At 72.4% G+C, this 23,260-nt stretch carries 19 protein-coding genes and 1 tRNA gene; 6 read left to right on the forward strand and 14 right to left on the reverse strand.

Annotated elements, in window-relative coordinates; genetic code table 11:
- Nucleotides 1-640: 640 nt before the first annotated feature.
- Together IO40_RS34030 and IO40_RS0124700 are read right to left on the reverse strand one after the other, a co-directional pair.
- A complete protein-coding gene (locus tag IO40_RS34030; RefSeq protein WP_030405605.1) occupies nucleotides 641-1,459 on the reverse strand; it encodes an HD domain-containing protein in 819 nt (272 codons plus the stop codon).
- Between the two features lie 659 nt (nucleotides 1,460-2,118).
- A tRNA-Pro gene (locus IO40_RS0124700) sits at nucleotides 2,119-2,195 on the reverse strand.
- 286 nt (nucleotides 2,196-2,481) lie between these two features.
- Here IO40_RS0124700 and IO40_RS0124705 point away from each other — a divergent pair.
- Nucleotides 2,482-3,834 carry an NAD(P)/FAD-dependent oxidoreductase gene (locus IO40_RS0124705; protein WP_030405606.1) on the forward strand — a complete coding sequence of 451 codons (1,353 nt, stop codon included), beginning with the start codon at nucleotides 2,482-2,484 and terminating at the stop codon, nucleotides 3,832-3,834.
- A 128-nt stretch (nucleotides 3,835-3,962) separates the two neighbouring features.
- Complete coding sequence (locus IO40_RS35345; RefSeq protein ID WP_063830990.1) at nucleotides 3,963-4,424, forward strand: transposase; 462 nt, start codon at nucleotides 3,963-3,965, stop codon at nucleotides 4,422-4,424.
- A gap of 71 nt (nucleotides 4,425-4,495) precedes the next feature.
- On the opposite strand, the gene IO40_RS0124715 is transcribed toward IO40_RS35345, so the two are convergent.
- The gene (locus IO40_RS0124715; protein ID WP_031176157.1) at nucleotides 4,496-5,944 is read right to left on the reverse strand and encodes a lipase maturation factor family protein; all 1,449 of its coding nucleotides are present in this window, start codon (nucleotides 5,942-5,944) and stop codon (nucleotides 4,496-4,498) included.
- Nucleotides 5,945-6,257: 313 nt separating this feature from the next.
- Here IO40_RS0124715 and IO40_RS0124720 point away from each other — a divergent pair, with 313 nt between their 5' ends.
- The 3 genes from IO40_RS0124720 (at nucleotide 6,258) to IO40_RS0124730 (ending at nucleotide 9,462) form a co-directional block, all read left to right on the forward strand.
- Entirely contained in the window at nucleotides 6,258-7,487 is a 1,230-nt protein-coding gene (locus tag IO40_RS0124720; RefSeq protein WP_016471357.1) for an FAD-dependent monooxygenase, read from the forward strand.
- A 72-nt stretch (nucleotides 7,488-7,559) separates the two neighbouring features.
- Nucleotides 7,560-8,243, forward strand: a complete 684-nt coding sequence (locus tag IO40_RS0124725) for a response regulator transcription factor (RefSeq protein WP_016471358.1) — start codon at nucleotides 7,560-7,562, stop codon at nucleotides 8,241-8,243.
- 40 nt (nucleotides 8,244-8,283) lie between these two features.
- Nucleotides 8,284-9,462 carry an MsnO8 family LLM class oxidoreductase gene (locus IO40_RS0124730; RefSeq protein ID WP_016471359.1) on the forward strand — a complete coding sequence of 393 codons (1,179 nt, stop codon included), beginning with the start codon at nucleotides 8,284-8,286 and terminating at the stop codon, nucleotides 9,460-9,462.
- A 3-nt stretch (nucleotides 9,463-9,465) separates the two neighbouring features.
- On the opposite strand, the gene IO40_RS0124735 is transcribed toward IO40_RS0124730, so the two are convergent.
- The 6 genes from IO40_RS0124735 to xylB all read right to left on the reverse strand — a co-directional run bounded on the left by IO40_RS0124735 (nucleotide 9,466) and on the right by xylB (nucleotide 17,542).
- Entirely contained in the window at nucleotides 9,466-10,941 is a 1,476-nt protein-coding gene (locus IO40_RS0124735; RefSeq protein ID WP_016471360.1) for an acyl-CoA synthetase, read from the reverse strand.
- Between the two features lie 233 nt (nucleotides 10,942-11,174).
- A complete protein-coding gene (locus IO40_RS0124740) occupies nucleotides 11,175-11,939 on the reverse strand; it encodes a bestrophin-like domain (protein WP_031030888.1) in 765 nt (254 codons plus the stop codon).
- A 171-nt stretch (nucleotides 11,940-12,110) separates the two neighbouring features.
- A complete protein-coding gene (locus IO40_RS37745) occupies nucleotides 12,111-13,070 on the reverse strand; it encodes a hypothetical protein (RefSeq protein ID WP_135566785.1) in 960 nt (319 codons plus the stop codon).
- Between the two features lie 291 nt (nucleotides 13,071-13,361).
- Complete coding sequence (locus IO40_RS0124750) at nucleotides 13,362-14,045, reverse strand: N-acetylmuramoyl-L-alanine amidase (protein ID WP_016471363.1); 684 nt, start codon at nucleotides 14,043-14,045, stop codon at nucleotides 13,362-13,364.
- 584 nt (nucleotides 14,046-14,629) lie between these two features.
- Nucleotides 14,630-15,859 (reverse strand): ROK family transcriptional regulator, encoded by a 1,230-nt coding sequence (locus tag IO40_RS0124755; protein WP_016471364.1) that lies wholly within the window; start codon nucleotides 15,857-15,859, stop codon nucleotides 14,630-14,632.
- Between the two features lie 240 nt (nucleotides 15,860-16,099).
- Nucleotides 16,100-17,542 carry a xylulokinase gene (gene xylB, locus IO40_RS0124760; RefSeq protein ID WP_031176159.1) on the reverse strand — a complete coding sequence of 481 codons (1,443 nt, stop codon included), beginning with the start codon at nucleotides 17,540-17,542 and terminating at the stop codon, nucleotides 16,100-16,102.
- Between the two features lie 108 nt (nucleotides 17,543-17,650).
- Between xylB and xylA the strand changes: the two genes are divergently transcribed.
- Entirely contained in the window at nucleotides 17,651-18,832 is a 1,182-nt protein-coding gene (gene xylA, locus IO40_RS0124765; RefSeq protein WP_031176160.1) for a xylose isomerase, read from the forward strand.
- Between the two features lie 130 nt (nucleotides 18,833-18,962).
- Here xylA and IO40_RS0124770 read toward each other — a convergent pair whose 3' ends face one another.
- The 5 genes from IO40_RS0124770 to IO40_RS0124790 form a co-directional block, all read right to left on the reverse strand.
- The gene (locus IO40_RS0124770; protein WP_016471367.1) at nucleotides 18,963-20,000 is read right to left on the reverse strand and encodes a sigma-70 family RNA polymerase sigma factor; all 1,038 of its coding nucleotides are present in this window, start codon (nucleotides 19,998-20,000) and stop codon (nucleotides 18,963-18,965) included.
- Nucleotides 20,001-20,139: 139 nt separating this feature from the next.
- Nucleotides 20,140-20,985: an amino acid ABC transporter ATP-binding protein gene (locus tag IO40_RS0124775; RefSeq protein ID WP_016471368.1), complete on the reverse strand. Its 846-nt coding sequence runs from the start codon at nucleotides 20,983-20,985 to the stop codon at nucleotides 20,140-20,142.
- Between the two features lie 4 nt (nucleotides 20,986-20,989).
- On the reverse strand, nucleotides 20,990-21,793 hold the full coding sequence (locus tag IO40_RS0124780) for an amino acid ABC transporter permease (protein ID WP_030405617.1): 804 nt from the start codon (nucleotides 21,791-21,793) through the stop codon (nucleotides 20,990-20,992).
- Nucleotides 21,766-22,539, reverse strand: a complete 774-nt coding sequence (locus tag IO40_RS0124785; protein WP_016471370.1) for a basic amino acid ABC transporter substrate-binding protein — start codon at nucleotides 22,537-22,539, stop codon at nucleotides 21,766-21,768. Before IO40_RS0124785 ends, IO40_RS0124780 begins: the two co-directional genes overlap by 28 nt.
- Before the next feature lie 158 nt (nucleotides 22,540-22,697).
- Nucleotides 22,698-23,219, reverse strand: coding sequence for an ATP-binding protein (locus tag IO40_RS0124790; protein ID WP_397610807.1), 522 nt, complete (start codon nucleotides 23,217-23,219; stop codon nucleotides 22,698-22,700).
- Between the last annotated feature and the right edge of the window lie 41 nt (nucleotides 23,220-23,260).

The raw sequence follows: 23,260 nt of genomic DNA on the forward strand, positions 1-23,260 counted from the left end.
GGCGTTATGCCAGGCCGAGAAGCCCGCGAACGGCTCATGACCCGCGGGAACGCGGGCACACATGGGTGGCCTGATCGGTGGTGGGGTGGACGACCAGTGGCCGGCAACGGCCGTCGGGGGCCGGGCAGATCTTCGTCGTCGGCCCGCCGCGCGGCCGGCCGAGGGCGGCGGCTTGCCGGCCGGGACCCCTTTTCGACGGGCCCCGGCGGCGTGCTGACGGGTGCGGAAGACGGCGGAGCCGACTGCGGTGTAGCCCGCTGGAGGTGCCCTCAGCTTCGCAAGCCGCGCCCGTGGTGGCCCGACCGCAGCCGACGCAGCCGGGACGTCAGATGAACTCGACGGTGTGGCCGTACATGTCGGCCGGATACCACGGACCGCCCGTGCGGTTCGCCGCTTGCTTGGCCGTTCCACGTCACGGACTGCGCGGCGGACGCGCACCGAAGGATCGGCGTATCGGCTGGGGTACGGGAATCTCGGCGAAGTTGGAGATCCGCGCGTAGCCCTCCTCGTTGTCCACCGTGACCTGCAGCCCGTCGGCGGCTACCCGCTGGGTTTGCCTGGAAGTCCGCGGTGGCACGACCGCCCTGCGGCCCCGCCGGGGTGCTCACTCCGACGAGCGGGCCCCTGGGCGGCAGTTCTGTCACTCGTCGAAAGGGGCGGCGAGCAGCACGTCTTCGACGGTGGGCACGGCGAAGTCGGGAAGGTGACGGCGCCCGACCTCGGCGAAGGGGTGCATGAGCACCGACATGGGCTTGGTGCGGCACAGCGACAACATGGTGTCGACCGCGTTCTTCTTGAAACCTTCCCGGGGGAAGGCGCCAAGAATGTCATCGAGGGTCTCGGACGGGATCTTCTCCAGCTCGTTCCCGGCGAAGTCGAGCCCGGAGCCGACGGAGACCATGGCGATCTCGGGCCTCTTCCGCAACGCGATGGGGCGATTGGTGTGCAGGGCGATCGCATCCCAGACGACCTCGACGCGGTCCGCCGACATGCGGCGTTTTCGCAGGAACTGCTGTGCGACGTCGGCACCGTCGAGCTCGAAGCGTTCATTCGGGGACCGGTACTTCTCGACCATCCCGAGGTCGTGCAGGATCGACGCGACGAAGGCGATTTCCCGGTCGTAGTGGACACCGCGCTGATCGAACAGCACGCAGCCGAACAGATAGGTTCGCATGACGTGGTTGAAGAGCGTCACAGAGGATTCCCTCCGTGCGAACGCCGCTGCCTTCTGCGCCACTTCGCTCCTGGGGATACGTATTCCGCCCACTTCCCGGGGAAGGGCCTCGGTACGCGCTGTCGGAACATTGCCGCGGGGCGCGTGTGCCGCGGCCGAAGCCGCGGGCGCATTGGACACCGCGCCGGCGAACGCGGAGGCCGCACCGAGCGCGGCGACGCCCACACCACGCTCCAGTGCCGTGCGCCGGGTCATGTTTTTCGGCTCGTTTCCTTTGTCGAACACGGATGCTGCCCTCTCCTCGGCTGCTGAGCGGTTGATGCCAGGAGCCTATGAACAGGGCTGTAGCACCCAACAGAGGCGAAAATGCCGGTAAACCCCTGATTCCTGCCAGGGGGTGAGACCCTGCTGCGTGTGCCGGTGCCCGGCCCGGGGACTCCCACGTGACGGCAGTGGGACTGTGCGCCGCACCGAGGGCTCCAGGCGTTGGCCGTCGAGATCCCCGCCGCTGAACCCGGGGGTCACAGTCGCCCGCTGCTCCCCGGGGGGCCTCGAACATCTTCGCGGCCCCCAAGCAGGGTCGGCGTCCACGCTGCACTCTTCGGCCTGCGCCACCTCGTCGCTACCAGCCAGCGGGGGCCGCAGCCTGTGGGCCGTCTCCCGGACCGCGCGGCACTCGACGCTCTCCACCACCGCGAACGTCTATGCCCGCGTCCCCCAGCGCACGGCCGGCCAGGCCGTCGACGCCATCGCCGCCGCGCTCGACCAAGAGGAACAGGTCCGCGACCACATCGCGAGCACCAGGCCGCACGTCCCATGAGTACGCCGCTGCAACGTCGGGGCCCGTGCGCCTGCCCCGTGCCGAGGACGACCACCTATCGACCACAAAACGCGGAAGGCCGTTTCCACCTCTCGGTGGAAACGGCCTTCGACCAGCTAAAACCTGGTCGGGACGGCGGGATTTGAACCCACGACCCCTTGACCCCCAGTCAAGTGCGCTACCAAACTGCGCCACGTCCCGGTGCTCGTTCGGTCCGGGGTTTTTCCCCGTTCCGCTCGCGCACAAAGAACAATACAGCACTTCAGGGGGTGCTCGCTGCCACCCCCCTCCTCACTCCCCGGCCCCCTCCTCCCAGCCCCTGGCGACGACTCCTCGCGTCCCCCGCGCCAGGCCCCCGTCCATGGGCAGCGCCGGGGACAGGGGCCCCAGAGTTTGAGCGGGTGGGTGGGGGAAACCCGGGTGGCCTGCGACAGACGGCCGGGGCCGGTGGACGGCTCCGGCCTCGCCCGGGGAGGAGGTCTCGGCTGTGAGCCGGTCCCGCATTGTGATCGTCGGAGCTGGATTCGCCGGATACCAGGCGGCGCGGACCCTCTCGCGTACGCTCCCGCGCACTGTCCGTGACGCGGTGGAGATCGTGCTGGTGAATCCGAACGACTACTTCCTCTACATGCCGCTGCTGCCCGAGGTGGCCTCCGGCATGCTGGAGCCGCGGCGGGTGTCGGTCTCGCTGGCGGGCACCCTGCCCCACGTCCGTCTGGTGCTCGGCGAGGTCGGGAGTGTGGACTTCGACCGGCGCACCCTGCGCTACGTGGACCCGGAGGGACGCTCGGGAGAGCTCGGTTACGACAGGTTGCTGCTGACCGTGGGCAGTGTGAACAAGCTGCTGCCCATCCCGGGAGTCGCCGAGCACGCGCACGGATTCCGCGGTATGCCGGAGGCCCTGTACCTGCGGGATCACGTCAACCGGCAGATTGCCCTGGCCGCGGCTGCCGACGACCCGGAGGAGGCGGCGGCCCGCCGTACCTTCGTCGTGGTCGGTGCCGGGTACACGGGGACGGAGGTTGCGGCGCACGGCCAGATGTTCACGGACGCGCTCGCCCGGCAGCACAGCCGCGACGGGCAGCGGGCCGGCGGCGGCCGTCGCCTTCCCGAGGGGGAGCGACCGCGCTGGATGCTGCTCGACATCGCCCCGCGCGTCCTGCCCGAACTGGACGAACGGCTGTCGGAGACGGCGCACCGCGTGCTGCGCAAACGCGGTGTGGACGTGAGGCCCGGAACGTCGATCAAGGAAGCGACCAGCGAGGGCGTGCTCCTGGACAGTGGTGAGTTCGTGCCCACCCGCTCCCTCATCTGGTGCGTGGGGGTGCGCCCCGACCCGCTGGTGAAGGATCTGGGGCTGGAGACGCAGCAGGGCCGCCTGGTGGTGGACGAGTACCTGCGGGTGCCCGGCCACCCGGAGGTGATGGCCTGTGGTGACGCGGCGGCCGTTCCGGATCTGACCCGGCCCGGGGAGATCACTCCGATGACGGCGCAGCACGCGGTGCGGCAGGGCAAGACCGCGGGCCGTAACCTGGCGGCCTCGTTCGGTTACGGTGCGTCCCGCCCGTACAAGCACCACGACCTCGGTTTCATGGTGGACCTGGGCGGGGTGCAGGCCGCGGCGAACCCGTTGAAGGTCCCGCTCTCGGGGCCGCTCGCCAACCTGGTCACCCGCGGCTACCACCTGGCGTCCATGCCGGGGAACCGGATCCGCGTCCTGGCGGACTGGGCGCTGGACGCCGTGCTGCCGCGGCAGGCCGCGCAGCTGGGGCTGGTGCGGTCCTGGTCCGTTCCGCTGGAGTCCTCCTCACCCGAGGTGGCCCGTACGCCGGTTTCCTGAGTCGCTGGTTTCCGGCTGCCCGGACTGCCCGGCGGCCCCAGGGACGGCGGCCCGGTCGGTCGGGCCGCCGGGCACCCCCCGTCCGTCGGCGGCCGTTTCGTCCGGGTCATCCGGTCGTTGGTCCGGGCGTGCCGTTGACTGATGCGCAGTGGGCCCGGGTCGCGCCGGTGCTGTCGGAGCGTCCGCCGGTGAGGCGGGGTGCCCGGGGCGAAAGGCCGCTGGACGACCGGGACGTGCTCGACGCCATCGCCTGGAAGTTCCAGACGGGCTTGCCGTGGGGCCGCCTCCCCGAGAAATACGGGCACTGGCGCGGCGTCTACGACCGGCTGCGGACGTGGGCGCTGGACGGCACATGGGAGCGCGTTTTCATCGTCCTGCTGGGTCAGGCGGACGTGGACGACGACGTCGTGTGGATGGACGAGGCCGACGCGACTGTCGTGCGTGTCCGCCAGGTCGCTGCCAGGGCCCGGGAAGCCGCCGGAACCGGGCGGCAGGCCGCCGCGGACCGCCAGTCGGGAACGGAGGACAACAGCGGCGCCCTCCGGCCCGTTCCGCCGACGGCACAGCAGACAGGGCACACGGCGGACTGACCGGGTGGGCGCCGACTCACCCGGCGTGCCACGCAGGTGCCCGGTCGTACTGGCCGGGCCGTGCCCCAGTGCTACCGGCTGCCTCCGCTCCCTCCCTCGATACGGACCGGCGGCAGGAACTCGCGCACATAGGTGCGGTGCCACCACGCGCCGGTCTCGCGGCGCTCCGCCCTGGTGGTGAAGCGGTAGCGGTAGAGCACGGCGCGGACATGGGCCGGCGGGTGACCGGGGAACGGGTTGGTGCGCAGCAGCCGCAGGGTTTTCCGGTCGTTGACGAGGAGCCGCTCCACGAGCGGCTCGAACCAGCCGCGCGTGTACGCGGGGGAGAGGGCCGCGAACCACATCTGCCAGTCGAGCCGCAGATGGTAGGGCGCGAACTGGCGGGGCAGCCGGAGCACGTTGCCGGGCTTGCCCTTGAACTCGTACTCGCGCCACACGGTGTCCCGGGTGATCCGTTCCTCCTCCGTCCCCTCCAGCACGATCTCCTGCCGCACACGGGTCACGCTGCCGAAGGCGCCGTAGGTGTTCACCAGGTGCAGGGGGTTGAAGGAGCGGTTCATCTGCTGGGAGCGGCTGACCAGGTTGCGGGCGGGCCAGTAGCTGAGCACCACGATGAGGAGGGCCGCCGCGCACACGACGACGCCGAACCACAGCGGGGTCGGCGCCTCGGACGAGGTGCCGGTGAGCCCGGAGAAGTCCACGGCGGCGAAGGCCAGCACGATCGTCAGCCAGTTGAGCCAGGAGAAGTTGCCGGACATCACCAGCCACAGCTGGGTGACGATGATCAGACCGGCGGCGATGCTGGCGACGGGCTGGGGGAAGAACAGCCCGAAGGGGACGATGAGCTGCGCCACATGGTTGGCGGCGACCTCGACGCGGTGCAGCGGCTTGGGCAGGTGGTGGAAGTACCAGCTGAGCGGGCCGGGCATCGGCTGGGTCTCGTGGTGGTAGTAGAGGCAGGTCAGGTTCCGCCAGCACTGGTCGCCGCGCCACTTGACCAGACCCGCGCCGAATTCGACGCGGAAGAGCAGCCACCGCATCAGCCACAGCGTCAGCACGGGCGGTGCCGTCCGGGCGTTGCCCAGGAAGATCGCGAGGAAGCCCGCCTCCAGCAGCAGCGACTCCCAGCCGAAGCTGTAGAAGATCTGCCCGACGTTCACGAACGACAGGTAGAGGAACCACAGCAGCGCCCACATCACCATCGACGCCCACAGCGGCACCGCGTCGGCGGCACCGGCCAGTACGGCGGCGGCCAGCAGCACGCCCGCCCAGGCGCAGGTCCCCGTCACCCGGTCGTCGCACCGCCAGTGGAAGAGGCTGGGCGAGGCCCGGAAGGGAATCCGCCGTACGAAGCGGGCGGCGGGCAGCAGGCCGCGTTCGCCCAGCAGCGCCGGGAACTGCATCGCTGCGGAGAGGAAGGCGACGAGGTAGACGGCCGCCAGGGCGCGCTGGAGGACCAGCCGGCTCATCCCGTACCCGGGGGCGGTGAACCACGGTGTGAACCACTCCATGGCGGCCATGGGTACCACCCGTGGCCCACCCGCACGCCGGCGGACGCCGTTCCGCGCGCCGAGGCGGACAGCCGCACGGATGCGGCCCTTCCGGGCGCGGACCCTTCCGGCGGCAGCTCCGGGTATCCCTGGGGGCGGGTTTCGCCGGGGCGCGCTCTTGCAAGGCGCGCCCCGGCGCGGTCTCCCGCGCACCCTCGTGCGGCCACGCGCCCGGCAGGTGCGCCAGTGGCGTACGCCCCTCGGGGCAACCGACGGCGCCTTTCCGGAAGTCCGTATCTGAGGCAGGACGGAACGGCACGAACGGGCACACTCGGGAGGCGGCATGACGCACGCGCTCATCATCGGCGGCGGTATCGCGGGAGCCACGGCGGCGATGTCGCTGGGCAAGGCCGGGATCAGCGCGACGGTCCACGAGGCGTACCCGGCCGCAGCGGACGACGATGCGGGCGCCTTTCTCGTCCTGTTCCCCAACGGACTTCAGGCGCTGCGCACCATCGACGCCCACGAGCCCGTGCTGGAGGCGTCGTTCTCCGCCGAACGAGTGGAGATGCTCGCGCACACGGGCGACAGTCTGGGGGTGCGGCCCATCGCCGGCGGACTTCCGGCAGGCACCCCGGAAGAGGAGACGCCGGGTCCGCGGACGATCCGCCGGGCGGTGCTCTGCCGTGTGCTGCGCCAGGAGGCGGAGCGGCGTGGGGCGGCCATCGAGTACGGCAAGCGCCTCGTCGACGCCGTCACGGGCGAGGACGGGCGGGTGACCGCCCGGTTCGCGGACGGCAGCACCGCGCAAGGCGATCTGCTCATCGGTGCCGACGGCCTCCACTCCGTCACCCGCCGCCTCATCGACCCGGCCGCGCCCGGCCCGCGGCACACCGGCCAGATCACGGTATGCGGCCGGACACCGGGCGCCGGGCCGGAGATCGCCCCGGCCCCCGGTACCTACCGGATGATCCGGGGCAGGCGTGCCTTCCTCGGCTGCACCCTGGCCCCCGGCGGCGACCTGTGGTGGTTCGCGAACACGCCCGGCGGTGAACTGAGCCGGTCCGCGCTGGCGACGGCCACACCGCGACAGCACACCCGGTGGCGTGATCATGTGGCCGGTCTCTTCTCGGAGGACGCCTCGCCCGCCGCCGAGATCGTGCGCGGCAGCGGCGCGGGGATCGTCGCCACGAACGCCTACGACCTGGCCCGCACCCCGGTCTGGTCCCGGGGGCCGCTGGTGGTGCTCGGCGACGCGGCACACGCGGCGACACCCAACGCCGCCCAGGGCGCCTCCATGGCGATCGAGGACAGCGTGGTCCTGGCCAAGTGCCTGCGGGACCTGCCGGGACCGGAGGCGGCCTTCGCACGCTTCGAACTGCTGCGCAGGGGCCGGGTGGAGGCCGTCGTCGAACGCAGCGCCCGCCTCAACGACCGTGCCGTCCAGCGCCCCGCGGCTCACCGCACGGCCCCGCACCCCGGCCAGGAAGCTCCCGCGGGCAGCGACTGGCTGCTGCGGTACCGCATCGACTGGGACAGCCCCGTCGGAGCAGGGACAGCAGGCACACCCTGACGTGACCGGTCAGAAGACCGACGGCTGCGGAGAGGGCTCGGCGGCTGCGCCCGCTGAGCGGCTGGTTACCGTATGCGCATGACCATCCGCGTGCTCCTCGTCGACGACGACGCCCTCGTGCGGGCCGGACTCCGGCTGATGCTCGACGGCGCCCCGGACATCGAGATCGTCGGCGAGGCCGCGGACGGCGATCACGTCGTGCCGCTGGTGGACGCCCACCGGCCGCACGTCGTCCTCATGGACATCCGTATGCCGGCCGTGGACGGTCTCACGGCGACCGAGACCCTGCGCCGGCGTGCCGAGCCGCCCGAGGTCCTCGTACTGACCACCTTCCACGCCGACAGCCAGGTGCTGCGCGCGCTGCGGGCCGGCGCCGCCGGGTTCCTGCTCAAGGACACGCCGCCCGCCGAGATCGTCGCCGCGGTGCGCAAGGTGGCGGCGGGCGAGCCCGTGCTGTCGCCGGCCGTCACCCGCCAGCTCATCCAGCACGTCGCCCCCGCCGGGTACGACAGCCGCCGGGAGCGCGCCCGCGAGGTGCTGGCGGTCCTCGGCGAACGGGAGCGCGAGGTCGCCGTCGGAGTCGGCCGCGGGCTGGCGAACGCCGAGATCGCGGCCTCGCTCTACATGAGCGTGCCCACGGTCAAAACCCACGTCTCCCGCATCCTGACCAAGCTGGACCTCAACAACCGCGTCCAGATCGCCCTTCTCGTCCACGACGCCGGGCTGCTGGAGGAGGCCGGGGCGGGCGAGGAATGAGCCGCGGGAATCCACAGCGGCCCCACGTGTTGAACCGGGTGTGACTTCGACGCGTCGGCTTCAGGTACCTCTGTCCGTCCTCGACCGCTCCCTCACCCGGGAGGGCGAGCCTTCCGGCCGGGCGCTGCGGGAGACGGTGCGCTTCGCGCAGCAGGCCGAGGAGCTGGGATTCTCGCGGTTCTGGGTGTCCGAGCACCACGCGGTACCCGGGATCGCGGGCTCGGCTCCGACCGTGCTGGCGGCGGCGGTGGCCTCCGCCACCTCCCGTATCCGGGTCGGGACGGGGGGAGTGATGCTCCCCAACCACCAGCCCCTGGTGGTCGCCGAACAGTTCGGCGTCCTGGCGTCGCTGTTTCCGGGGCGCATCGACATGGGCCTCGGGCGTTCCGTCGGGTTCACCGACGGTGTCCGGAAGGCACTCGGCGTCGGCAAGGACGCGGCGGACGGTTTCAGCGAACAGCTGTCCGAGCTGCTCGCCTATTTCGACGGCACCGGGACGGTACGGGCCCGCCCCGCCGAGGGGCTGCGGGTGCCGCCGTTCATCCTGGCGGTCGGCTCCGGTGCGTCCGTGGCCGCGGCGCACGGGCTGCCCCTGGTCATCGGTGCCGCCCGTGACGAACGCCGCATGCGGGAGGCCATCGACCTCTATCGCGAGACGTTCCGCCCGCGCGAGGCCGCCGCACCGAGCGCCCCCGCCATCGGTGCCGGACCGGCCGCAGAGCCGGCCGGTGCCGACGCCCGGCAGGGCGGATGGGCCGGTGCGGCCGGCCTGAGCGGGCCGACGGGCGGCGAACGGGGCGCCGCCGGACCGGACGGCCCTGCGGCCTACCCGGCCGCGCCCTACGTCGTCGTCGCGGTGAACGCCGCCGTCGCCGACAGCCGGGAGCGTGCGGAGCTGCTCCAGATCCCCGAAGCGTGGTCCACGGCCGTCTCCCGGACCCGCGGCACCTTCACCCCGCTGCTGCCGCCCGAGGAGATCCTGAGCCGGGTGATGAGCCAAAAGGAGCGGGCCGCCTTCGACGCGGCGCGGCAGTCGCAGCTGTGGGGCACCGCGGACGAGGTGGCCGACGAGCTGGCATCGCTCGTGTCCCGCACCGGCGCCGACGAACTGCTGCTCACCCTCAACACCCACGACCCGGCGGACCGGCTGGACTCCTACCGCCGGCTGGCCGAGGCCGCCGGGGTGGCCCGGCGGCCGGTGCCGGGGGCGCTCGGCTGACGGTCAGTCCTGCCGGCCGGGCAGCTCCCGCTTGAGCACCTTGCCCATGTCGTTGCGCGGCAGGGCCTCCAGGAACCGCACCCGGCGGGGGCGCTTGTGCGGGGCCAGCTGGCCGGCCACGAGATCGGCGAGCTCCTCCTCGCGCGGCGGCTGCTGCCCGGCGGCGGGGACGATCCAGGCGACGACGCGCTCGCCCAGGTCGGGGTCGGGCTCGCCCGTGACGGCGGCCTCGGCCACCGCCGGGTGGCCGAGGAGCACGTTCTCGATCTCGCCGGCCCCGATCTTGTAGCCACCGCTCTTGATCAGGTCGGTGGCTTTCCGGCCGACGAGCCGCACGGAGCCGTCCGCGTCACGCGTCGCCATGTCACCGGTGCGGAACCAGCCGCCGTCGAAGGCCTCGGCCGTGGCGTCCGGCCGGTTGAGGTACTCGGTGAACAGGTTCGGGCCGCGTACTTCGAGCTCGCCCACCGTCTCGGTGTCCTCCGCCGGAATCCGCCGGCCTGCGTCGTCCACGATGCGGATGTCCACATCGCGCAGCGGGACCCCGACCGTGCCCACCCGGGAGGTCCCGCCGGGGAGCACGCTGGTGTTCATCAGCGTCTCGGTCATTCCGTAGCGCTCGATCACCCGCTGGCCGGTGGCGGCGGTCAGCCGCTCGTGGTCGTGCAGCGGCAGCGCGGCCGAACCGGACACCAGCAGCCGGGCCCCCGCCAGCGCCCGCACCAGGTCGGGGTCGCTCGCGCAGGCGTCCGCGAGCCGGTGGTACATCGTCGGCACCCCGAACAGCATCGTCCCGCCGCTCGCCATCTCCCGCGTCACGCCCTCGACCGTGAACCGGCCCAGATGGCGCAGGGTGCCGCCGCGACGGAGCGGACCGAGGACGCCCAGGATCAGTCCGTGCACGTGGAACAGTGGCAGCCCGTGCACCAGGACGTCGTCGGCCGTCCAGCCCCAGGCTTCCTCCAGCGCGTCCAGGTTGCTGGCCAGCGCCCGGCGGGAGAGCACCACGCCCTTGGGGGGACCGGTCGTGCCGGAGGTGTAGACGACGAGCGCGGCCGTCTCCGCCGCGGGCTCGGCCGGCGGGAACCAGGCCGCCTCCGTCGCGTCGGCCACCTCTGTCGACTCCTCGCTGAGGTCGACGTCCATGCGGAGCAGGGACGCGAGGGGGCCGGGCAGCTCGGCACCGGGTTCGGCCACCACCGTGCCCGGCGCGCTGTCGGTCACGATGTGCGTCAGTTCCCGTTCGCCGCTCTTCGGGTTCACCGGTACGACGGGTACCCCGGCCAGCAGCCCGGCCACCACTCCGACCGCCGTCTCCAGGCTGGGCGTCGCCCACACGGCCACCGGGGCGGCGGGCTCCAGCCTGGCGGCCAGCCGGCCGGCCGCGCCGGCGAGCTCCCGGTAGCTGAGCGCCCGGTCACCGAAGCGCAGTGCCGTCTGCGACGACGCGGTGTGCAGGGCGGGGAAGAGCTGGGACACCCGGAACTCCTTCGTGGTCTCTCGCCTCTCGGTACGGCCAGCATCTCACCCGCCTTCCGGCACACGGACGTGGCGGGGGCGTCGTCCGCAGGTCACCACGGAGGGGCGTCCGCACCGGTCCCGCACGGCCGGCGCACGCCACCGGTACGTGCGCGCCGACCAGTACGCGTGCGTCCCCGGGCCACACCCCGGAGGACGCACACGTACCGCACGGGCGCGGTCCACCGGGACGCTCAGGTGCCGGTGGCGCGCGGGAACAGCGAGGTGAACGCCTGAGTGGGATCGTCCAGCCCCCGGGCGAACGGCGCGTCGAAGTACCAGACGAGGAACAGCAGGAACGCGATCAGCGCGCTGAAGATGCCGGCCAGCACCAATTCCCTTCCCGAGCGCTGGATCTGGAGGGCGAAGAGCATGCCGACGGAGACGGCAGCTCCCGCGTACAGTCCGATCCACACCACGCCGGGCATCGTCGGTTCGGCGCTGTCGCCGCGTTCCGTACGGGCGTTGTCGGCCTCGGCGACCTGGTCGACGAGGGACTGATACGCCTGGGCCTGCTGCGTGGTCTTGGGGTCGTAGCCGGTCACGTCCTTGCGGACCTGCTCCAGCATGCGGTCGCCCCGTTCGGTGAGTTCGCCGTGCTCGACCATGTACGGCCATTCCTTGTCGACGACGTGGCGCACGTACGCGTCGATTCCGTCGCGCACTCGTTCGCGGGTGGCCGCCGGATAGACCTGGACGCGTTCCCTCACCTCGTGGAGCGCCTGCGCCTCCTGGGTGACGGCCGCGTCAGCCGCGTTGCGGGCCTCCCAGACACCCGCGATGGCCAGACCCAGCACGATCGCGTAGACCACGCCGATCATCATCGTCATGTACTCGATCACGTCGGGTGTCTCGGAGGGGTCCTCGTTCACGACCCGGCGACGTCTGAGGACGACGACCGCGGCGACGACGAGGAAAGCGGCGAGCAGGCCGATGAGCAGCGCGAGCCATTCGGACAACGGGGCCTCCACGAACATGAGAAGACGGATCGGAAACGGGCGGGACGGGGCAGGGGAGATTCAGACGGCACGGTGGTGCGGCGGCGCGCAGCGCCTCATGAAGCGCTCCGGACCGCGGCGCCGGGACGTGGGCGGCACGGCATGCCAATGCCGGGCCAGCGGGCGCGGGGGTCAGTCACCGCCCGCGCCGGTGGCTTCCCCGGAGGCTCGGGACGCCGCCCCGCCGCTGCCGGAACGGGGCCGCAACGCCGCTGCCGCCAGCACGGCGGGGGCGACGATCAACAGCGTGCGGGTGACCATCGACATGCTGCCGTCCGGCTGCTGGCGGTCGGGCATCGGCTGGCGTGGCACCGCCAGCAGACTGGGCGGCGGCGAGGGCTGCGGCGGCTTCGGCGCGGGCTTGCTCGGACGCGGCTTCGGTGCGGGCCGCTCCTGCGGTGGGGGAGCGGGCGCCGCTGCCCGCCGGGCGGGCTCGGGCTGCTGCGGGGCCGGCCGCTCCGGGGCCTGGGGTGCGGGCGGCGCGGAGGGAGAGGGCGACGGCTGCTGCGGGGGCGTCGGCTCCGGGGGCGGCGGTGTCGGCCGGGGCGGAGTGGGCTCGGGCGGCGTCGGCTCGGGCGGAGTCGGCGGGGGCGAGGGCGGGGGAGTGGGGCACGGGTGCCCCGTCGAGAGATGGACGACGGTGCCGTCCGCCGTCCGGATGTGCAGCGTGGCACCTTCGCAGTGACCGCTTCTCCCGGCCGCCGCGTCCACGCGGGCGCCGCCGTCCCGCACCGACAGATGGGCGCCCTCGTCGTGACGGGACATGTGCGGCACGGAGCCGACGAGCCGTGGGGCAACCGGTGCGGTGCGGTAAGTGAGCGGGGGCGCGGCCTCGCCGGGAGCCTCCGGGCGGGAGCCGTCATCGGGCGCGGCGGCGCCTGCTCCGGACGAGGGGGCTGCTTCGTGCTGTGAGGCGGAGGGCGACTCGGTGGCATGCGGCTCGGTGGACGAGGAGCCCAAAGCCGCGGCGCTGTGTGCCGTACCCAGCGCCGCGCAGGCGGCCACGGCCGCAGCTGTCAGCGTCTTCCGTCCGGCGCGGCTTCCGGCCCGCGCGTTCCGGCCCCCGGTGCGCCCCTTGTCCCCTTGTTGCACGGACCGAGGATGACGGGGCCGGGTAGGACGGGGAAGGCTTTCCGCCGGTAGTCACACGATGGGCTGAACTGTTTGGGTGTCCGCTCGGCTGTGCTCCCGAACTGGGTTACTGAGAGCGGCTTTTACTTCTATCGGACGCCGGTCGACACGTACGTGATGCGGTCGAGGCGTGCGCGATGCGGTCGACACGTGCGGCGATGCGTGGCGGCCGGCTCCCGAGTCGGGCGGCGGCGTACCCGGTGAGGCCCGTGCCGGGCCCGGCGGGCCTCACCGGGCGGAGCGGGGGTGGCGTCAGTGCGCTGCGACGAGCTTCATGTAGCGCGCCCAGTCCCACGAGGGGCCGGGGTCGGTGTGGTCGGCGCCGGGCACCTCGTTGTGGCCGATGATGTGCCGTCGGTCCACGGGGATGCCGTGGCGGCGGCAGATGTCGGCCGTCAGCGCGGCCGAGGCGGTGTAGAGGGCGTCGGTGAACCACTGGTCGGGTTGGTCGATCCACCCCTCGTGCTCGATGCCGACGCTGCGCGTGTTGTAGTTCCAGTTGCCCGCGTGCCAGGCCACGTTCTTCTCCCGCACCACCTGCGCGACGTGGCCGTCGGCGGACCGCACGACGTAGTGCGAGGAGACGGCCTTGTCGGGGTTCTGGAAGATCGCGAGGGTGTCGTCGTAGAACTCCTGTGTGACGTGGATGACCACGAAGTCGATCGGGTACTGCTCCGGCCGGTCTGCGGCCGTGTAGTTGGACGACGAGGCGGGAATCCACTCGGCGCCGGGGTAGTCGACGGCGAGCGGGCCTCTCGGCCGGTCCGCCTGCCTGCCGTGGCCGGGGCGGGCCGATGCGGTACCGCTCGTCAGGAGCGAGGCTCCGGCGAGCCCTGCGGCGACGGTGAGGCCCGCCCCGCCGCGCAGGAGCGCGCGACGCGTGGGCAGGCGAGGGTGTGAGGGCGAGGGTGTGTGGTGCCGGCGTGCTGAGTCCATCGTGTCTCCCGGTGGGGGGAAGGAAGCGGAGGAGCAATGGGGGGCACGTGCATGACAAGTTGACGCGCGTTGATGATGGCAGCCGCCCGGAGGTGCTGCCAAGGGCTGTAGGGCCGTGCCATTGGGCCGACCAGTGACCGAAGCCGCGACCGGGCCCGGCGCACGGGGAGGGCGCGGTGGACCGGCGCGTGGGAGGGCGCGCCGGGCTCGGTGGATGGGGGTGGATGGGCCGGGCTTGGCGGCCTGGTGCAGGGAGCGGCGCGGTGGTTCGGGATATCGGGAGGGGGCACCGCGATGTACGCGTGAAGGGCCCTGCGTGTGCGTGAATGCCATGTGTCCATGGAGGCCGAAGCGCTGGCGCCCCGTTGCCGTAGCCGCTGGGGCCCGTCGCGCCGCGCGGATCCGGCCCCTGGCCCTTGCGGATCCGGCCCCTGGTGCGGCGCATCGGGCGCGACGTGCGCCCCCGCTGCGCTGTCCGGGCTCCCTGGCCCGCCGCCGCGCCGTACCCCGTGCGGGGTGCGACCGGGCCGTGGTCCTCGCCCGTGCGGGTGCCGGGCCGGAACGGTCGCGCTCCATGCGCGCAGTCATCCCACGCGTGAGGCCACGTACGACAAAGGGTCGTCCAGTACCACGCGGACGGCCGCATGGGCCGCCCCCAGCAGCGGTCCCTCGCCGCCCAGCTGAGAGACCAGCAGCTCGACGGCGGCTTCCGGGGCAGCCGTCCGCTCGGCCAGCTCCCTCTCCAGCGCGGGCCGCAGCCAGGGCGCGAAGCGGGCCAGGGCGCCCCCCAGCACCACGGCGCGCGGGTCGAGCAGACTGACCGTCCCGGCCAGCGCGATGCCCAAGGCCGTACCCGCGTCCTCAAGCGCACTCCGCACGCGCACCTCGCCCCGTGCGGCACGCTCCGCCAGCGCGGTGAGGGCCGCGGCACGGTCGCCGTCGGCGGTGAGCCCGGCGGCACGCAGCACCGCGCTCTCACCCGCGTACTGCTCAAGACAGCCGCGGCCACCGCAGGCGCAGCGCGGCCCCTGCGGATGTACGGGCACATGGCCCAGCTCCCCGGCGAATCCCCTGGTGCCGCGGAGCAGTTCGCCGTCGAGCACGACAGCGGCACCGATGCCGATCTCCGCCGAGACGTGAACGAAATCGCGGGGCACCCGCGTGTGGTCGAGCCACAATTCGGCCAGCGCGCCCAGATTGGCCTCGTTGTCGACGGCGAGGGGCAGCCCCTCCCGCTCGTTCCCCGGCGCCGTCCCGGCCCCCGCGAGGGCGGGAGCCAGGTCGATGCCGTGCCAGCCCAGGTTCGGCGCACGGACGACCGTGGTGGTGCCCCGGGCGACCAGGCCGGGAACGGCCACCGCGAGTCCGGCGGGGACGAGTCCCTCCTCCCGGGCCCGCACGGCCACGTCGTCCACCAGTTCCCTCAGCCGTGCCAGGACGGGTTCCGGGGCGCTGTCCCGGCCGTCGGAGACGATCCGCGTGCTCGCGCGCACCCGGCCGCGCGGATCGACGGCGCACACGGCGAGGTGGTCGACGCCGATCTCCGCGCCCAGCCCGCACGGCCCCCGGTCCGGCAGCGCCAGCGCGGTGCCCGGACGGCCGGGGCCCCCTCCGGGCGGGGTGGGACCTTGTTCGGTGAGCAGCCCGGCGCGCAGCAACTCCTCGACGAGGGTGGAGACCGCCGTGCGGGTCAGCCCCAGCCGCGCCGCCACCGCCGCTCGGGAACACGGCCCCTGCCCGGCGACCGCGTACAGCACACGGGAGAGATTGCGTCTGCGTATCTCCCGCTGTGTGCCGGGCACGTGACCTGTCATGGAGACTCCTTCGGAGGGGAGACGGGACGTGCGGACCGGCGTATCCGGGAATGACGGACAGAGGGTCCCTCGTGCGCGGGCGGCCTGCTCCCGCCGCCGTACGGAACAGCCGTCGAGCCGGTGAACGGCCTTCCCAGGCCGCCGTCCGGGGTGGACGCCCTGGCGAGCGTCCCGGCGTCGGGCGCTGACAGCGTCCGTCCTGGCACCGACGTTCTGGGGGAGACCGACAGGGCAGTCGGTTCAGGACCGCCGGCCCAGCAGCGGCTGCGCGCCGTCGAGCGCGGCGGAGAGCCGGTCCAGCGCCTCCTCGTCCCGTGCCACCGGCTCGTAGGAGGGGCCTTCGGCGGTCCGCCAGCGCCGGGCGACGGCGGCCGGGTCCTCGCCCAGCAGCAGACCGGCCGCCTGTGCCGCCGCTCCCAGCGCCACGAGTTCCCCGGCCGCGGGCACCTGGACGGCACGTCCGGACAGCCGCCGCACCGTCTCGCGCCAGGCCACCCCCTTGGCACCGCCGCCGATCAGCAGCAGGGGGGTGTCCCCGGGCCCTTCGCCGGTCTCGGCCAGGACGAGGTCGAGAGCGCGCAGCAGGGTGAAGACCGCCCCGTCGTACGCGGCCTGGAGCACCTGGCCGCCGGTGGTGGCGTGCTGGAGACCGGTCAGCAGACCGGTGGCGTACGGCAGGTGCGGGGTGCGCTCCCCGTCGAGGAACGGCAGCGCGGTGACGTGGCCGCCCGCCTCCACGTCCTCACGGTCCCGGGAGAGCAGCGCGGCGATCCGGTCCACGGCCAGGGTGCAGTTGAGGGTGCAGGCCAGGGGCAGCCACCCGGTGCGGGCGTCGGCGAACCCGGCGACCGTGCCGGTCGGGTCGGCGGGGCGGCGCGTCGAGACGGTGTAGACGGTGCCGGACGTGCCCAGACTGAGAACCGCCTGCCCCGGCACCAGACCGAGGCCGAGCGCCGCCGCCATGTTGTCACCCGTACCGGTGGCAACCAGCGTGCCGGGTGTCAGGAAGCCGTCGTCCGCCTCCCGGACGGTGCCCGCGGCCTCCCCGGCACCGAGGACGGGCGGCAGCAGCGCCGGGTCCAGGCCGGCCAGATCCAGGATCTCCTCGTCGTACGACTCGGTGGCCGCGGACCACCAGCCGGTGCCGGACGCGTCACCGCGGTCGGTGGCCCCACGCCCGGTCAGTCGCTCGGTCAGGAAGTCGTGCGGCAGCCGGACGGCGGTGGCCGCACGGGCGGCTTCGGGCTCGTGTTCGCGCAGCCACGCCCACTTGGTGACGGTGAACGCCGGCGCGGGCACGCTGCCGACCCGCTCGGCCCACGCCTGGGGGCCGCCGAGGGCGGCCACCAGGCGGTCGCGCTGCGGTGCGGACCGCACGTCGTTCCACAGCAGGGCCTCGCGCACCGGGCGGCCTTCGGCGTCCAGCGTCACCAGGCCGTGCTGCTGGCCGGCGACGGACATGGCGGCGGCCTCGCTCGCGGCTCTTCCGCACTGGCCCACCGCCGTGCGCAGCGCCTGCCACCACTCCTCCGGATCGGACTCCCGGCGGTCGCCGGGCGAGACGGTGTGCGGTGCCTGGCCCCGCGCCACCACGTCTCCCGTGGCGGCGTCCACCACGAGCGCCTTCGTGGACTGGGTCGAGCTGTCGACCCCGATGACAAGCGGCCCTTCCGGTGCGGTCATGGGCTGCCGTTCCCTTCCCTGGGTGCCGGTGCTGTGCGCATACTAATTTGTCAACGGGCCTGACGAATAGGCCCGGGTGGCGACAGCCGCACGTGAGAGGACGACAGGATGAGCTACGAGCCCCAACCGGCGGACAAGTTCAGCTTCGGCCTGTGGACGGTGGGTTGGCAGGGCCGCGATCCGTTCGGCGACGCCACGCGGGCGCCGCTCGACCCGGCCGAGGCGGTGCACCGGCTCGCCGCACTCGGCGCCTACGGTGTCACCTTCCACGACGACGACCTCATTCCCTTCGGCGCTTCCGACAGCGAGCGCGACGCACACGTCAAACGCTTCCGCCAGGCCCTCGACGCGACCGGCATGACCGTTCCCATGGCCACCACCAACCTCTTCACCCATCCGGTCTTCAAGGACGGGGCGTTCACCGCCAACGACCGGGACGTGCGGCGCTTCGCCCTGCGCAAGACGATGCGCAACATCGACCTGGCCGCCGAACTGGGCGCCCGCACCTACGTCGCCTGGGGCGGCAGGGAAGGCGCCGAGTCGGGCGCCGCCAAAGACGTGCGCGCGGCCCTCGACCGGATGAAGGAAGCCTTCGACCTGCTGGCCCAGTACGTCACCGAACAGGGGTACGAGCTGCGGTTCGCGGTGGAACCCAAACCCAACGAACCGCGCGGTGACATCCTCCTGCCCACCGTCGGCCACGCCCTCGCCTTCATCGAACGGCTCGAACGCCCCGAACTGTTCGGCGTCAACCCGGAAGTCGGCCACGAGCAGATGGCCGGGCTCAACTACCCCCACGGCATCGCCCAGGCACTGTGGGCGGGCAAGCTCTTCCACCTGGACCTCAACGGACAGTCCGGCATCAAGTACGACCAGGACCTGCGCTTCGGCGCCGGTGACCTGCGCTCCGCCTTCTGGACCGTCGACCTGCTGGAGAGCAGCGGCTACGACGGGCCGCGGCACTTCGACTTCAAACCGCCGCGCACCGAGGACATCGACGGGGTGTGGGCCTCGGCCGCCGGATGCATGCGCAACTATCTGATCCTGCGGGAGCGCGCGGCGGCCTTCCGGGCCGACCCGGCCGTCCAGGAGGCGCTGCGGGCATCCCGGCTCGACCAGCTCTCCCGGCCCACGCTGGACGCCGGGGAGACGCCCTCCGCGCTGCTGGCCGACCGCACCGCGTACGAGGACTTCGACGCCGCGGCGGCAGCCGGCCGGGGCATGGCATTCGAACGCCTCGACCAGCTGGCCATGGACCACCTGCTGGGCGTCCGTACGCCGGGCGACTGACCGGTCCACGGGCGCCGCCCACGCGGGCCCGCCCCGGGCCGGACCGGGCCCGCACCGGGGTGAGACCAGGAGCGGCTGGGGCGGGCCGGAACCGCCCCAGCCGCGTGGCGAGCGGCCCCGCGGCGCGGACTCAGCGCCGGGCCGCGGCCTCCTGCGCGGTCACCACCTCCGGCAGCCCGAAGGTGGCGAACAGCGGCGTGCCGAAGAACGCGCTGACATGGGCCACCTGTCCGTCCAGCAGGGTGAGCACCTGGAGGTGGAAGGCGTGGTACGAGCCGTCCTCCCGCAGGTTGTAGAGGCCGAACGCGGGCTGGCCGTTGGCGAACGTCGGCAGCATGAGGCCCTCGTCGCGCCCGATGGGGCACTGCGTGCTGATGAGCCGCACGATGTTCTCCCGGCCGCGGAACCACTGCGGGAACGGGGGCATCTCCCAGACGGCGTCCTCCTTGAACAAGTCGACGATCGCGGCCACATCGGCGTGCTCGAACGCCGCCGCGTACCTGTCCAGCAGCTCCCGCGCGGACGGCTTGGTCGGTTCCGTCAGCTCCTCCTCGACGGGCGCGACCTGCTCCAGCTGGGCGCGCGCCCGCTGAAGCGCGCTGTTCACGCCGGCCGTCGTCATGCCGAGCAGCTCGGCGACCTCGGCGGCCCGCCATTTGAGCACGTCCCGCAGCAGCAGCACCGCACGCTGGCGGCCCGGCAGATGCTGGAGCGCGGCCACCAGCGCCAGCCGCATGGTCGACTTGTTCACCACCACCGAGGCCGGATCACCGGCGCCCGAGGAGTCGGCGAACATGGCGTCCGGGATCGGTTCGAGCCACGGCACCTCCGGGCTCTGAGACACCGGCTGCTCCGGATCGCTGGGCGCGCCCAGACCGGACGGCATCGGGCGCCGGCCCCGCTGCTCGATCGCCGTCAGACAGGCGTTGGTTGCGATCCGGTACAGCCAGGTGCGCAGGGAGGAGCGGCCCTCGAAACGCTCACCGGCCCGCCAGGCGCGCAGATAGGTGTCCTGCACCAGGTCCTCGGCGTCGTGCACCGAGCCCAGCATCCGGTAACAGTGCGCCAACAACTCGTTGCGGTACGGCTTCGCCTGCTCCAGCAGGTCGTCGGCGCTGCCGGGTTGCCGGGCCGCCGGAACGTCCGCCGTGCGGGGGCTGTCTGCCATCGTCAATGCCTTTCGTCTGCTCCGGCCGCCCGGGGCGCCGGCGAACACGCGAAGTCGGTGAGGCTTATGAATGTAGAGGGAGGGTCCGACACTCCGCTCCCTCTTCCGCGATGACGGCCGAACAACGGGACCCGGGACCTCAGTTCGCCGCCCGTTCCTCCGGAGGCGTCCCCTGCGCCGGCGAGGGCGCCTCCAGCACGTCGGCGGCGGCCGGATCGAGCACCCGGGAGAGAAAGGCGCGGGTGCGAGGGTGCCGGGGTGCGGCCACGACCTGTTCCGCGGGGCCTTCCTCGACCACCGTGCCGCCGTCCATGAAGACCACCCGGTCGGCGACCTCCCGTGCGAAACTCATCTCGTGCGTGACGACCAGCATCGTCATGCCCTCGTCGGCCAGCCGCCGCATCACCGCCAGGACGTCACCGACCAGTTCGGGGTCCAGGGCCGAGGTCGGCTCGTCGAACAGCATCAGATCCGGGCCCATCGACAGGGCGCGGGCGATGGCCACCCGCTGCTGCTGACCGCCGGACAACTGCGCCGGGTAACTGCCCTCCTTGTCCGTCAGCCCCACACGGCGCAGGTTCCGCCTGGCCACATCCTCCGCCTCCGCCTTCCCCCGCCCCAGGACGCGGCGCTGCGCGATGGTCAGATTGCCCAGCGCGGTCAGATGCGGGAAGAGGTTGAAGGACTGGAAGACCATACCGATGCGCCGCCGCACCCGGTCGATGTCGACATCCGGATCGGTCACCTCCGTGCCGGCCACCCGGACCGTACCCGAGGTCGGCTCCTCCAGCAGGTTCACACAGCGCAGGAGCGTGGATTTTCCCGAGCCGGAGGGGCCGATGACACAGACGACCTCGCCGCTGCGTACCGTCAGGTCGATGCCGCGCAGTACCTCCGACTCGCCGAACGACTTGTGCAGCCCGGCCACCTCGATGGCCGTCGCCGCACCGGTGTGTGTCTCCCGCTGCGCGTGCGGTGTGCCCATTTCCTCACCTCGCCCTTGCCGCGCGGGCTTCCAGGCGCCGCACCAAATGGCCCAGGGGCAGTGTGATGGCCAGATAGAAGAGTCCCGCGATGAGGATCGGGGTGAGGCTGCGGTGCTGGTTGAGCGCGTCCCGCCCGAACTTGGCCAGTTCGTACTGGTCCATCGACAGCCCCAGCAGGTACACGAGGGAGGAGTCCTTGGTCAGCAGGATCAGTTCGTTGGCCAGCGGGGGCAGCACGATGCGGAACGCCTGCGGGATGACGATGGAGACCATCGCGCGCGACGAGGACATGCCCAGGGAGCGCGCGGCCTCCGTCTGTCCCTTGGGCACGGCCTGGATGCCGGCACGAATGGTCTCGGCCATGTAGGCGGCACCCACCAGGCCGAGCGCCAGCATCACCGTCACGTACTGGTTGATGGACACCTGGAAGGCGAGCGGTACGCCGAAGCCCAACGCGATGAAGACCAGCAGCGCCGGTACGCCCCGGAAGAACTCGATGTAGGCGACCGCCAGCCAGCGGTAGGGCGGCACGGGCGACAGCCGCATCAGAGCCAGCAGCAGTCCCAGGGCCAGACCGAAGACGAAACCGAGCACTGTGTAGACCACGGTGTTGACCAACGCGGTCGTCACCACATCCGGGAACTGCTCCCGGGCCACCTCGGCGTCGAAGAAGGCCCGGCGCAGCTCCGACCAGTCGGCCGCGAGCGCCACAGCGACGACGAGCAGCACGAGCACCCCGTACTGGGCGGTGCGCACGGCGCGTGTGCGGTTGCGGCGGCTCACGTGCGCGGCTCCGTGCCGAACCATTTCTTGTACAGGGCGTCGTAGCGCCCGTTGCGCTTCGCCTTCTTGATGGTCTTGTCGATCTGTGCGCGCAGTGCGTCGTTGCCGGTGCGCACCCCGAGCCCGTACTGCTCGCCGGTGTCGAACTCGGCGGTGACCTTGGTGTCCGGGTTCTTCTTGGCGTAGTCGTAGAGCACACCGTTGTCGTTGATCCCCGCGTCCACCTTGCCGGTCTTCACGGCGGTCAGCAGCAGGCCCAGATCCTCGAACTGGACGGTCTCCACGCCCTTGGCGTGCTTTTTCGCGTACTCCTCGCCCGTCGTCGACTGCTGGACACCCAGCTTCCTGCCCTTCAGGGCGCCCAGAGAGCCGTAGGTGTCGCCCTTCCGGACGAGCAGAGCCTGTGTGGCCTCGAAATAGGAACGCGAGAAGTCCAGGTTCTTCTCGCGCACCGGCGTGATGGTCATGCCCGCCGCGGCCAGATCGCATTTGCCCGCGTTGAGGTCCTCACCGGTCTGGATGCCCTCGAAGGGGGTGTCCACGATCTTCTGCTCGACGCCGAGGTCCCGCGCCACCAGATCGACCAGATCGACGTCGAAACCGACCACCTGTTTGCCCTTCCGGAACTGGAAGGGCTCGTAGGGCAGATGCGTACAGGTGGTCAGCTTGCCCGCGTCGACAAGCTGCACCTCGCTGCCGCCGCCACCGGTGGTCTTGGTACTGGAACAGGCCGTGGCCGCCGCCACCAGGGCTGCGGCCAGTGCCGTCACCAGGGGAATCCGGGATCTTCCGTGCTGTCGCTGACGCGTGGATCGTGCGGACACAGCGCCTCCACTGAGGGACAGGTCGGCAATAACGCCCGATCAAGGCCGGTGAGTGCCGTGCATCCTGCCATCGGCGCGGGGCGCTGTCAGCGGTGCCTGCCGCGTCAGTTCTCCGTCGGGGCCGGCCACCGCTGCGTCGGCACGGGGAGGGAGCCGTGTGTCCGCCGGCACTCCAACTCGGCCCAGACGGCGTGCCCTGCCGTCGCGTCGGGATCGCCCGGCTGGGCCTTGCGGATGCCCCAGTCGTCGGCGAGCACGCTCACCAGCAGCAGACCTCGCCCGTTCTCGCCCTCGTCGTCGCCCGGTCCGGCGCCGAGGGGGATACGGGGGCGCATCAGCGGACCGCTACCGCCCTCGTCGGTGACCTCGAGTCTCAGCCGCACCCCGATGACCCACAACTCACAGCTGACCTTCTCGCTGTCCGTGTGCCGGACCGCGTTGGTGAACAGCTCGGACATGAGCAGCTGGGCGTCGGCGCTGGACTCCTCGTCCACGTACCACTCGCGGAGTCTCTCCAGGACCCGCGCGCGGGCGACGGCCACGGAGGTGTCACGGGCCGGCAGGTGGAACGCGTCACGCAGCGGACGGGCCGTGGGCGCGCCGACGGGCCGGTGTTCTAAGGGCAGGGCGTCATGGGGGGCAGCCACGGCTCCACTATGCGGTTCGT

The sequence above is a fragment of the Streptomyces albus subsp. albus genome (assembly GCF_000725885.1).
Classification (GTDB): domain Bacteria; phylum Actinomycetota; class Actinomycetes; order Streptomycetales; family Streptomycetaceae; genus Streptomyces; species Streptomyces albus.